Genomic DNA, 12,744 nt, shown 5'->3' with positions numbered 1-12,744 from the left:
GAGGCTTTCATGCTGGCTTTACCTACAGAGATCAGGATCAGGTATGCTGAGTTTCTCGTCAAGAAAGGTATTGCTCAGAATTACATTTATAAATGCCAGAAATACCTACGTTATTACTTGGATTTTTGTCATAAATATCGTCATGATTCATCAACTGTCCAAGGGCTAAAAGCCTTTCTTCTTAAGCTGGCCGAAAAAAAACAAGATGTAACGACAATAAAAGAAGCTAAAAGAGCAGTTCAGCTCTATCAAGAAGCTGTAATGCTTATGAAAAACGATGAAACAACAGATAAAAGGGTCAATATTCACAAACACAATGTTAAGAAAGATCCTAGCAGAAAAAATGCCTCACCAACATGTGACACCAAACTTGCTGAAAAAAACACCAATAGGAACGCAATCTCCTGGAAATCTGAATATGCAGAACTAGAGAATACCATCCGGATGAGGCACTACTCTGACAAAACACTCAGATCCTACAGAAAATATGTACGAGATTTTCAAACCTATACCCAATCCCCGAGGCCGGATACTCTAACTGCTGAACACGTTAAGGGCTACTTGACTCACCTTGCCGTTAAGAAAAAGGTATCAGCATCAACCCAGAACCTAGCCTTTAATTCACTCCTTTTCTTCTTCAGACACGTGCTTAACAGGGAATTCGGCACCATCAATGGAGTGGTACGTGCTAAGAAAAGACCGTATATTCCCGTGGTCCTATCCAGAGCTGAAATCGAGAAAATATTTAACGCAATCGATGAACCGTATCTACTCATTGCTAAACTGCTGTACGGTTGTGGGCTACGTCTGTTTGAGTGTCTGTCACTACGTGTCCAATGTCTAAACCTGGAAGAAGGTATTCTTACTGTCCACAACGGGAAAGGTAAAAAGGATCGTACGGTACCCCTACCCAAAAGTCTGCACGGGGAAATACGTAAGCAACTTGGCGCGGTTCATGAGCTACACAGTAAAGATGTTGAAAGAGGTTACGATGGGGTTTTTCTTTTTGATGCATATGCTAGGAAATCGAAGAATGCAGGTCGTCAATTCATCTGGCAGTGGCTGTTTCCTGCACACAAGCTCTCCAGGGTAAAGGAGACGGGAGAGATGAAACGATTTCATCTCCATGAAACCCATGTTCAGAAAGCTCTTCGACGAGCTGTAGAAAAGGCCTGTCTTACCAAAAGAGTCACTGCACATACCTTCAGACACAGTTTTGCAAGCCATCTCCTACAGGCAAATTATGACATTAGGACAATTCAGGAATTACTGGGGCACAGTGATGTGCGAACAACAATGATTTATACACATACTGTGAAAAGCACGACAAAAAAGGAAGCAAAGAGTCCACTTGATTTTTAATATGTTAACCGACCATATTGCTGAGAAAGTATTTTGTGGCAGGCAATGGTGTGGATTGTTGCTACAATTCGTTCACGTTAAAAACCTCATCAAAACCAATTCCCAGCAAGGCGACATTTGCCTCCTGTCACCTCACTGGGTAATCAAACATTTCCCATCACAAAGACAGTCTCGTTCTACTTACAATACTCAACATAGTCTTTATCATCTTTTAAGATGTGATTTGTTAGCCAGTCACTCAACAGATCCATAAGGTCCATATTAACAGATGCACTGCCATCTTCCACCTGCTGCTGGAAGTGGGTAACTTTTTCAATGAGTTCCTTGTGACGTTTTATGTGCTCGTCTTGTTTTGGGTAATTGAATTTTGCAAACAACTTTTCTTCGCTTCTAAAATGGTACTCCGTATAACTCAACAATTCTTTGAGAATTGCAGCAGGATCTTCATTACCTCCTCCTATCCGCATAGACCTGTGCTGTTTATTAAGCAACTCCACTAGTTTTTGATGTTGCTTATCTATTTCCTCAATGCCAATAGTTAAGTCTTTACTCCAGGGCAAAAGATCAGGCACGTCCTGAGGTGTTTTCCCAAATATCTGCTGACCAGACCCGGCTTCTTTATCAATTTTAAACACACTGATCATATCCCGTAGATTTGATGATAGTGTAGAGAGGTCATCGGCACTACGATTAAGCTGTAGACTTGTCTTAGACATATTTTCAGCAACAGTCTTAACACCAGCAATATCTTCTGCAATTTCGGAGGAAACCTGGGAACTTTGAGCAACGTTCTCATTCACCTCTCCTATACCGAGCGCTGCATGGCCGATGTTATCTGCGACCTCTGCTGCATTACTCGATTGCTCCTCCACAGATTTGGCGATGGCAAGCACGATGGTATTCACATCAGTGATGACATTGGATATTTTGGTTACATCTTGGACGGTATCGTCAGTATAACTCTGAATTTTAGCGACTCGTTCCTTAATATCTTTTGTCGCCTCTGTGGTCTGGCTTGCAAGTTCTTTAATCTCACCCGCGACAACCGCAAACCCCTTACCAGATTCACCAGCCCTTGCCGCTTCAATAGTTGCATTAAGTGCCAAGAGGTTCGTCTGGTCTGCAATCTCGGTGATAACCTCAGTGACTTTTGAGATCTCCTGAGCTGCTGTACCCAGAAATGAAACACGCTCTGCCGCTGTATCGACCTGTGCCGTGGCATCCCCAGAAATGGTCTTTGCTTTATCGCAATTTGTCGCAACAGCACCAAGGGTCTCCTGCATAACAACAGCGGACTTTGAAACGATGGATATATTGGCAGAAGCCTGTTCACTTGCTGCTGCCACTGAGTTCATATTTGAACTCATCTCCTCTGAGGCGGCCGCAACAGTATTGGCCTTACCAGAGAGTTCTTCAGTCCCTCCGGATACCTCTTTAGAAGCGACCAACAGTTCACGGGAAGAGGCTGTTACTGTTTCCGCATTGGTGGTGATATTGACAATAATTTTGTTAAGACGCTCTATAAACATGTTGAGCCAGGAAGAGAGTTCTCCAAGTTCATCTTTTGTGTTTATGGTAAGTCGCTTGGTAAGGTCGCCTTCACCTTGAGCGATGTCCTGCACCATATCTACTACCTTAAGTAGAGGTACAGTAATAGAGCGGGAAATCACGATACTGATGACCACGGCAATAGCCGCAAATACCAGAATCAATATTGTCAAAAAGGTTTTGTTTTTGGTGATAGATGTCTCAAAAAGTGTTGAGATAGAGAGAATTTCGCCACTCTCTTTTGTGACCCTTACACCATCAGCCATCATCTGATCGAGGCTTTGGGAAAAGCTATTGATCTTGTCGAGCTGTTGACCAACCTTGATGGTGGACGCATCCATACTTTTGACTGAAGCCTGGAGGCTTACCAACGCCTCACGCTTCATTATCTCCTGCAAATTCCCTACTCCATCGGCCATATCAAAGAGGTGATCCTGGGTTTCTTCATCCTCAATAGCATCGAGTACTACCTCAATACTCTCTGACATTTCAGAGAGGCTGTTCGAACTGACCACGATCTTTTTTTCAAGGATTTTTATGGAGTTATTTGTCGCACCAATCAGATCGTTAAGACCAGCCATCTCCTCAACCATTTTATCGACTTGGAGATTAGCAGCCTTTATGTCTTCCTGAGATTTCTCAGTAAGCAGCTTGTTTGAATTTGCTTTTTCAATAATCTCACCAAACCCCGTAAGAAGAGATGAGAATATTGTGATAATGATAGCAAGAGTGATGAACTGAATAATTACATTCAGTCCACCGAGCGAGAGTATTTTCGATCGTATTTTCACTTCCGAGCTTCTCCTAAATCAAATGTGCTTTCTTAGATGAAAACTATTGAGCAGCCAAGGCCTCATACATACCAACGGCCTTATTCATTTCCTTCAGTAAGGGAAGATTCTGTTCAGCAAGACCTGCCACCTTATCCTCTGGAATTGTGTCAGTAGATTTTGCGGCAAATTCTACACCCGGTTTGAATTCGGTCCATAATCCCTGAACTTTTACAAGTTGGGCCCTGATGCCTTCATCTTTTGTCCCGGGAAGATCTAAGGTTGCATCACCATCCAGCAGCCCTGTCAATGTCCTCTCAAACAGACCAGAAGTTTCCTGTAGACTCAATTTATTATCATCAACCTTATACCCGGCTGCAATCAGAAGAAATTCTTTACTCATTTTCTGGGAAAGCATGCGTTGCTTACCAGCAAGATTAATTGTTACAGCAAGGCCTGGATCTGATTTCATACCAGCTTTAGCAGCGTCCTTTTCGTAGAGTTTCACGCATTTATTCATCTCGCCCAAAAGAGGTAAGTTATTTACAGCTATTGCATCAAGTTGTTCATCAGTGACATCACCTGCTGCAGTAATTTCCTGGATGGTTGCGTAGAAAGGCCCCCAGAGAGGTGTAATTTTCTGGTCTATCTGGCGAAGAATACGGCGTGACTCGGTGGCAGGCAGCTTGAGACCTTCATCCCCATCACGTAGGCCTTTGAGTGTTTTATCAAATAATGCTGACGTCGCTTTCAGATTGGCGAGGTTTTCATCCTTTTTATAGTTGAGTTTAATGAGAGCGACTTCCTTACTCATTTTCTGCGACAACATGCGTTGTTTTCCGGACAGGTTAAGAACAACACCATATTCTCCTGCAGTCGGTCCCTCTGCAAAGGCGAGTGTGGAACCGGTTACTGTAACAAGGGATATAACAAGAGAGGCAATGATCATTTGTAATAAACCGTTCATACATTTTTCTCCTAAGGTGTGTGGTTAGCTGTAGGACATCTTCTTTTGAAGAAGTCTACTAACTGTATCGTATCGCCATTGCTAATTACAAATTTTTAGTGCAATTTTTTTCCTTTCTATGAGCCATAAACGCCCTTTACAGCTTACTTTTGCAAAAGGCTCAATAGATTGAGGTTACCAGGGTCGGTGAGATTCTTGCTCTTTTCTTAAAACTACGTAACTGCTCGTAGCTAAAACAAAAGAGTCAGAGGGTAGGACTGGAGAATAACCTGATCTCCATCAATTATATTCAAGGGCGGGGAGAGATAGCTCAAATCTTTTCGGAAGAGCCAAGGGTGCAACAGCAACAGCCAGCTAGGATTCTACACATTAAAGTCGAGTGAGTGAAGTGAGAGATACCTTCTTGCATTACGGTATTGGTTAATGTAACTGATAATTTTGCCCATCATGAAGCTATATCTTCCATAAGCCCAATCATTTCTGTCAATACTCTCTGTATCTGACGGCTCATATCATTAACATATGGTGCACTTTCCTCTCTTCCTGTGACGATGATTCGCAAACTTTCACGATCTTTAATATAACGAATACCAAAGCCACCTTTTACGACAGGGCCATACCCCGCAAGGAATAGATCACTTGAAGAGGTTGTGCTTGTACAAAGCCTGGTGTCCAGTAGTCGTTTGAACCCGGGATCGTTGAACAACTCAGGGAGTTCTTTTATTCCTGCATCACTTGCAAAACTGTCATACATGAAGCGGAGCGCCATGATATGACTGTCGATACCACACCCCTTCTGACAACTACGAATTCGTTCGACGTGTGCTGTGGTTGCACGACGCAATGCCTGTTGTTTTTCTCTGATTGTTGTATCGGGATTGCACATCAAATGAACGAACTGTATCGACTCCTCAGTGACAGTATACATAACCTCGATTCTACCTTTAACAAAGTGGCGCATCGATACAGCTCCATATGTACTGGGGCAAGTGGTGTATATTTTATAATACGCATACTGAAGAGCAAGCTGTATGAAACCATCAGGACTGCACTTAAATTTCTTCAGACGCTCAATACCATAGTCCGGTAGCAACAACACATTAAAAGAGTAGTCTGATACAATCTGGCTAAAATTTTTTTGGCTGTCATTGAGTTCATCTTGAAGAGAAGGTGTTAGTGCAAAGACAAGGGGTTCATACAATATCTCTTGAATATCGTCTTGCCCATTACTGTCCTTGGGAATAACGGACATATTGTGTGATATTTCCTCCAATAGATGGGTTGTAACGGTTCCGTCAAAGCAGGTATGCTCCATATTCAAACCAATCTGACAGTTTTTTGTCACAATGAATTGCAGAGATTTATCGAACCACCGGTTACCGCAAGGCCCAAGCAGCATATTCTCAGCTATCTCTTCCGGCTGTTCAACGACGGTATCATCAAGACAGAGAATAAAGAGTGCTTCATCAATTGTGTCCAGTTTTTCACTATTACCCGGAATGAGTTCAAGATCTCTTCGAATCCTGGCCCAGTCATCCCTCTGAAGTGTAGTAAAAACTCCTGGACTGTTCTGGTCGTTGACAGGCAACTCCTGTATCTTGGCAACTGTTTTTCTGAGTATCTCCTCTGACAAAGGTGTGCCTCTTGAGTCCCTGACTTTCAGTCTATAGAGATGGCCATGACAGACTACAACGATGTAGTCGCTGTCCAATGAACCAGTCACTATCGTGTCTCGACCTGTTCCGGGAATTCGAGTTGTTGCAAATAACTCCGTATATTGGTGCATGCATATATTTGTATTACCAGGCGGTTTGGACATATACTCAGCTTGAATATCCGCTATAAACCTGAGCACTGAATGGACTAGTCTGCACGCCACCTGGTCCTGGTCGGGTGTTTTTTAAGGTCAGAATCATAGGGACTTTCAAGAGCAAAAAAAACATTCCCTTCAATAATGAGAGGATGTCTAGACGAAAGGTATAGCTCGCGCCAAAGTGGGGCTGCGTAGTTCTCAGCTTTTGTATTTCGGCCCCAGTTGACAAGTAGATTCTGCAGCTTTGGACCTGCACCAGTCTTATTCTGAAATGCATTGACAACGTTGCTGGTTTGAGCAAATGTCTCAGAGTCAACCAACGGTTTTATCCAGTAAAGTAGGTTCCTGCAGGTTTGTTCCAGTTCGGGAATCGGTTGTTGTGGTAATGTCATTGTTGGAGCATTCATAGGTGTAAAATAATAAATAAGAGGGACTTTTCTTGATGTTTAGATGTGACTCTACGTGTTTATTTAAGGCGAGCTTGAAGCACTACTGCAGTGCATTTGGTCTTCAAAAAAAACGACTTAGGCTCTTCTACCTGTCAGTTTGGTCCTACCATTCAAGACAAAAAAACTGAGAACACACCGATCACGACTAAATCATTTTAACGACTATTAACAGAGCTTTGGTTAAAATTCAACCCCAAGAACACGCCACCATCATTATTTCTCACAGCCACAATGGTAGTACCATTCCAGCACACACTTACTATGAACCTTACCAGCCATCTTAGACTGCTAGGCGTAGGAAAAATATGTTCGCACTATCTTCCCAAAAAGCAGCTCCGCTCTGACCACATCCACCAACTCACTCTTTCAAACCGGCTCCCAAAACTCAAACAACTTGACATCCATCTCTTTGTCAGATAAGTTTGGTACGACCATTCAGGGCCAAGAAACCATAAAGTCATTCATTTAAAATTACTATAACCCCGTTTTAACATGGTTTAATTTTACCATATATAAATATCGAAATCTAAAACCACCCATTTGGTCCTACCATTACGACAACAAAGGATACGTGATGTCAAAACCACCAATTTTTATTCCCGTTCCAATTGGCAGAGCAGGCGAAGATATAGCAATTCAGATCCAAGCTGCAATTCTTGAGGAGAAGATCCTTCCAGGCGAACGACTCCCCAGTGAAAGAGAATTACAGGTCCAGTTTCAGTGCGGGCGTGGAGTAATTAGAGAGGCCATACGCGCATTAAAACAAAAAGGACTGGTCGAAACCCGTAAAGGGGCTAAGGGAGGAGCATACATTAAACAGATTGACGTAGCTAATGTGGGTGAATCTCTATCTTTATTTCTAAAACAGCAAGATATCGGCACCAATGACATTGTGGAGTTCCGCGAAAGTATAGACCGCACAATTACCGTTTTAGCCATTGCTCGAGCGACCACAAGGGAAAAAGAGGAGCTTGTAACAGAAACAGAGAAACTACTGCAGCTTCTTGACGGTGAGGAGGTTGAGCGAGACATCCTGGAAAGGCAGGACCAGTTACTAAATATCCGCCTGGCAAAAATGAGTAAAAACCCAATTTTTGAGTGGGTCATGGAAGCCATTCAACACGGCTTTAGCTCCCACGACTACGCTCTATATGATGATCCGGATTTCCGCAGAAAAACAGCAAAAAATTGGTATGTCACGGCATGTCGAATTGCTGAAAATGATCCTATGAAAGCACTTAACTCGATATCAGCGCATTACGCATTACTGCAAAACTGTATTGAAAAAAACAGTGAACGAGAGGGTATTTCTGAAGACAACAAAGCTATAGGCTAGCACTGACTCAATAGGGCAAAGAACATCTTTCTGTCCCCCCAGCCAACAACTTTTTTTAAAAAAATTTACAGGTAAGGACGTGAGGAGCAAATGAATAAAACATACGATTACATTATCATAGGCGGTGGATCAGCTGGAAGTGTTATTGCCAATCGACTGAGCACCAACCCCCAAAATAAGGTTCTGGTACTAGAGGCTGGCAAACCTGATTACCGCTGGGATTTCCGTATCCATATGCCTGCAGCTCTCACCTACTTGCTCACAGATGACACCTATAACTGGTTGTATGAATCTGAACCCGAACCGCAGATGCATAATCGTCGTATCGCCCAGCCAAGAGGTAAGGTCCTGGGGGGATCGAGCAGCATAAACGGCATGATCTACATTCGCGGTAACGCAATGGACTACAACAAATGGGCTGGCAATCAAGGGTTAGAACAGTGGAGTTACGCTCACTGCCTACCCTACTTCAGTAAAGCCGAAAACCGCCTGCAGGGAGCAGATGAGTACCATGGTTCAAACGGTCCGCTCTATCTCGACACAGGAAAATGTGACAGTCCTCTCTTTAGTGCATTTTTCAAAGCTGCTGAACAGGCGGGTCATCCTCTAACCACAGATGTAAACGGTTATCAACAGGAGGGCTTTGGAAAATTTGACCAAAATATCTACAGAGGACGTCGACATAATGCTGCCCGCGCCTACCTTCACCCAGTTAAAAATCGCGCAAACCTCACTGTGCACTGCAAGGCCATGGTTAAACGTATCCTTTTCGAGGGGAAAAAAGCTGTTGGGGTCGAGTATGGCAGAGGAAGCAAGACATATACAGTCTATGCAGGAGAGATCATCTCCTGTGGCGGCGCAATTAACTCACCTGCACTTCTCCAACAATCGGGCATCGGCAATGGCAGTGAACTAAATAAGCTTGGTGTGGATGTTGTTCATGATCTACCCGGTGTTGGGGAAAACCTACAGGACCATCTGGAATTGTACGTCCAATATGCCTGCAAGAAACCGGTCAGTATGTACCCTGCCTTACAATGGAAGAACCAACCTAAAATAGGATATGACTGGTTATTCCACCGAAAAGGTGCAGCCGCTACCAATCATTTTGAGGCTGGAGGGTTTATCCGCGGCAACGATAGAGTTAAGTATCCAAATCTACAGTTTCATTTTCTACCCATTGCCATCCGCTATGATGGTTCTGCACCAGCCCAAGGTCACGGTTTTCAGCTCCATGTTGGACCGATGAATACAGATGTCCGCGGACACGTTAAGATCACATCAGCGGATCCTGCAAAATATCCCGAAATCTTCTTCAATTACCTCTCCACTGAGCAGGAGCGGCAAGAATGGCTGGAAGCGATCAAGTGTTCCCGGGAAATAATCGGTCAAGCCGCCTTTGATGACTTGCGTGGTACAGAACTGGCCCCCGGCCCCGATGTGCAGAGCGATGAAGAGATTCTTGACTTTGTTGCCCGTGAGGGTGAAAGCGCCTACCACCCTAGCTGCACCTGTAAAATGGGATACGACGACATGGCTGTTGTGGACTCAGAACTTAAGGTCCATGGGGTTGAGAATCTACGGGTTGTTGATGCATCGATTTTTCCGTCAATCACCAACGGTAACATCTACGCTCCGGTTATGATGGTGGCCGAAAAGGCTGCCGATATCATACTTGGCAACAGCCCCGAACCAGCCATTCAAGCAGACTTCTACAGACACAAGCAAGAGGCAGAGTAATTATGAACATTACCGCCAACAACATGTTTATAAATGGGCAATGGAAGCCTGCTGCATCTGGGAAAACTCGCAAAATCATCAACCCTTTTAACGGCAAGGTTCTTGTTGAAGTAGCTGAAGGCGACCGGGAAGACGCCCAACGTGCCATTGAAGCAGCCAGGCACGCCTTTGACAGCAAGGTGTGGTCTGATCTCCCTGCCGTGGAACGTGGTAATCTCCTATTTCAACTCGCTGATCGTATTGAGTCAGATAGCGAGGTTTTAGCAGAGCTCGAGACTCTTGACACTGGAAAGACGTTAGAAGAGAGTCGTTGGGACATGGCAGATATTGCCGGTATCTTTCGTTATTATGGAGGTCTTGCAGATAAAGATGGTGGGACAATTATCAACTCACCAATACCAAACAGTGACAGCCGCCTGGTACGTGAGCCAGTTGGTGTTTGTGGCCAAATATCACCGTGGAATTATCCACTCCTCCAGGCAGCTTGGAAACTGGCCCCTGCCCTTGCAGCCGGCTGTACGGTTGTTATCAAACCAAGTGAAATTACGCCGCTCACCACACTCAAAATTACAGAACTTACATCCGAGCTCGATTTTCCACCAGGAGTCATTAACACTGTGCTGGGACCTGGCGCAAGTGTAGGTGCAGAGCTTGCCGAAAACCATATGGTGGATCTGATCTCTTTTACCGGAGGGATAGAGACCGGAAAAACTATAATGCGTGCAGCAAGTGGCAACGTTAAAAAAATCGCCCTTGAGTTGGGCGGCAAAAACCCCAACATCATCTTCGCTGATGCTGATCTGGACGCTGCCATTGAGGGGGCACTGAACGGGGTGTTTTTTCACGCTGGACAGATTTGCTCCGCCGGCTCCAGATTAATGGTTGAAGAAAGTATTCACGATCGCTTTCTAGAACAGCTCAAAACGAGAATGTCAAAGATCAAACTGGGCGATGGCATGGCGGTGTCAACCCAGATGGGACCTGTAATTTCAGCTGAACACCTGTCAAAGATTGAGAGCTATATGAGTGTTGCAAAGGCTGATGGAGCACACCTCGAGCTGGGTGGTCGGCGTCCTGATGAAGCTGAATTGCAAGACGGGTTTTTCTTTATGCCGACACTTTTCAGCAACTGTCATAACGACATGCGCATCGTCCAGGAAGAAGTGTTCGGCCCCGTCATAACTGTAGAAAAATTCAGGGAAGAAGAGGAAGTTATACAACGAGCGAACAGCTCAGTCTACGGCCTTGCCACGGGCTTTTGGACTCGTGACCCGGATAGAATTTCCAGGGTTTCACGACAGCTACGATTTGGTACCGTTTGGATCAACGATTTTAACGTCTATTTCACCCAAGCCCCTTGGGGCGGTTACAAGCAGTCCGGCCTTGGACGGGAGCTGGGCCCAAATGGTCTCGAAGAATACACTGAAGTTAAGCATATTTTTCAAAACCATAAATCCGAACCTCTGAGATGGTTTGGTATTTGAGTTTTAGAATAAAGGTTTTCTTCATGAGCAGGTCAGCTCCATTTCCGGAAAATTACAGGAGAAAGTAAGCTGAAACCACTTATCAGATACATATATAATTAAGGAGAATGTATGCAACCACTGAGAAGATGCAGCATAACGCTAATTACGATAGTAACAGCCTTTTTTTTGTTTACTACAACAGCTTACAGTGCAAAAGAAATACGTTTTGCCAATGTCGGTTGGACCGGTGTCACAGTAAAAACTGAGATCGGTCAGCAAATCCTCGACAGCCTCGGCTACGAAACCACCAGCAAAATACTACCGGTATCCATGATCTATAAGGCTCTAGATATGGGCGATATCGATATATTTCTTGGCAACTGGATGCCATCAATGGCATCTATTGCCGACCAGTTCTTCGAAAAGAAGACAATCGTTAAATATGTTGCCAATATGCCTGGTGCTAAATACACCCTAGCAGCTCCTGCCTATGTTGTGGATGGCGGATTGAAAGACTTAAGCGATATTGCCAAATACGCTGATAAACTCGATCATAAGATTTACGGTATTGAATCCGGCAATGACGGCAACATGATTGTTCAAGCAATGATCGATACAAACAAGTTTGGTCTTGGTGATTTCGAACTCATTGAGACGAGTGAACCAATTATGCTCGCTGAAGTAAAAACCCTCAGTAAAGAAGGTCAATGGGTGGTATTCCTCGGCTGGTCTCCCCACTACATGAACCGGATCATCGACATGAAGTATCTCACAGGCTCCACAGAAGAAACCTTTGGAGCAAATGACGGAACAGCCACCGTCTACACAAACATACGCCAGGGATTTGACAAAGAGATGCCAAACGTTGGTATATTTCTAAAGAATTACACCTTCCCTATCACAATGATAAACGAGATCTCACTCATGCTCCAGGAAGACAAGCAACTCAAGCATGGAGAAGCAGGAATAGCTTATCTAAAAAAGCACCCTGAAATCTACAAAGGGTGGTTAGAGGGTGTGACCACCGCTGATGGTAGCAAACCTGCCTTACCAGTTTTTACAGCATACCTCCAGAAACAGTAATTCTCCCCTTACCCAGAACACTCAAACGCCCCGACAACACTGCTCGTGTTGTCGGGGCGTCTGTATACTTCTCATAAGAATTTCCATATCTACGTCCCGATTACAGCTCGAAATTTCCTGAAATTTTGACTAGAATCCTATTAGTAATAGTTACACAAAATAATAGTGAAAGAGATTCGCTGACACGCATGGGAACATATCAAGCAAGAA

The 12,744-nt window shown here is 44.2% G+C and carries 9 protein-coding genes; 5 read left to right on the top strand and 4 right to left on the bottom strand.

Going from position 1 to position 12,744, the window contains the following annotated elements:
- The first annotated feature begins 9 nt into the window (after positions 1 to 9).
- Positions 10 to 1,362: an integron integrase gene (locus ACX6CI_RS03280; protein ID WP_458776750.1), complete on the top strand. Its 1,353-nt coding sequence runs from the start codon at positions 10 to 12 to the stop codon at positions 1,360 to 1,362.
- Between the two features lie 176 nt (positions 1,363 to 1,538).
- On the opposite strand, the gene ACX6CI_RS03275 is transcribed toward ACX6CI_RS03280, so the two are convergent.
- The 4 genes from ACX6CI_RS03275 to ACX6CI_RS03260 form a co-directional block, all read right to left on the bottom strand.
- Positions 1,539 to 3,701 (bottom strand): bacteriohemerythrin, encoded by a 2,163-nt coding sequence (locus ACX6CI_RS03275; protein ID WP_458776749.1) that lies wholly within the window; start codon positions 3,699 to 3,701, stop codon positions 1,539 to 1,541.
- A gap of 43 nt (positions 3,702 to 3,744) precedes the next feature.
- Positions 3,745 to 4,647, bottom strand: a complete 903-nt coding sequence (locus ACX6CI_RS03270; RefSeq protein ID WP_458776748.1) for a type IV pili methyl-accepting chemotaxis transducer N-terminal domain-containing protein — start codon at positions 4,645 to 4,647, stop codon at positions 3,745 to 3,747.
- A gap of 445 nt (positions 4,648 to 5,092) precedes the next feature.
- Entirely contained in the window at positions 5,093 to 6,502 is a 1,410-nt protein-coding gene (locus tag ACX6CI_RS03265) for a choline/carnitine O-acyltransferase (protein WP_458778426.1), read from the bottom strand.
- Between the two features lie 8 nt (positions 6,503 to 6,510).
- Positions 6,511 to 6,852, bottom strand: coding sequence for a choline/carnitine O-acyltransferase (locus ACX6CI_RS03260; RefSeq protein ID WP_458776747.1), 342 nt, complete (start codon positions 6,850 to 6,852; stop codon positions 6,511 to 6,513).
- Positions 6,853 to 7,483: 631 nt separating this feature from the next.
- Between ACX6CI_RS03260 and ACX6CI_RS03255 the strand changes: the two genes are divergently transcribed.
- The 4 genes from ACX6CI_RS03255 to ACX6CI_RS03240 all read left to right on the top strand — a co-directional run bounded on the left by ACX6CI_RS03255 (position 7,484) and on the right by ACX6CI_RS03240 (position 12,534).
- On the top strand, positions 7,484 to 8,245 hold the full coding sequence (locus ACX6CI_RS03255; RefSeq protein ID WP_458776746.1) for a FadR/GntR family transcriptional regulator: 762 nt from the start codon (positions 7,484 to 7,486) through the stop codon (positions 8,243 to 8,245).
- Positions 8,246 to 8,335: 90 nt separating this feature from the next.
- Positions 8,336 to 9,985, top strand: a complete 1,650-nt coding sequence (gene betA, locus ACX6CI_RS03250; protein ID WP_458776745.1) for a choline dehydrogenase — start codon at positions 8,336 to 8,338, stop codon at positions 9,983 to 9,985.
- A 2-nt stretch (positions 9,986 to 9,987) separates the two neighbouring features.
- Positions 9,988 to 11,469 carry a betaine-aldehyde dehydrogenase gene (gene betB / locus ACX6CI_RS03245; RefSeq protein ID WP_458776744.1) on the top strand — a complete coding sequence of 494 codons (1,482 nt, stop codon included), beginning with the start codon at positions 9,988 to 9,990 and terminating at the stop codon, positions 11,467 to 11,469.
- 111 nt (positions 11,470 to 11,580) lie between these two features.
- Positions 11,581 to 12,534, top strand: a complete 954-nt coding sequence (locus ACX6CI_RS03240; RefSeq protein WP_458776743.1) for an ABC transporter substrate-binding protein — start codon at positions 11,581 to 11,583, stop codon at positions 12,532 to 12,534.
- Positions 12,535 to 12,744 lie beyond the last annotated feature (210 nt).

The sequence above is a fragment of the Desulforhopalus glucosivorans genome (assembly GCF_054397165.1).
This window is presented reverse-complemented; position numbering and strand designations above follow the sequence as displayed.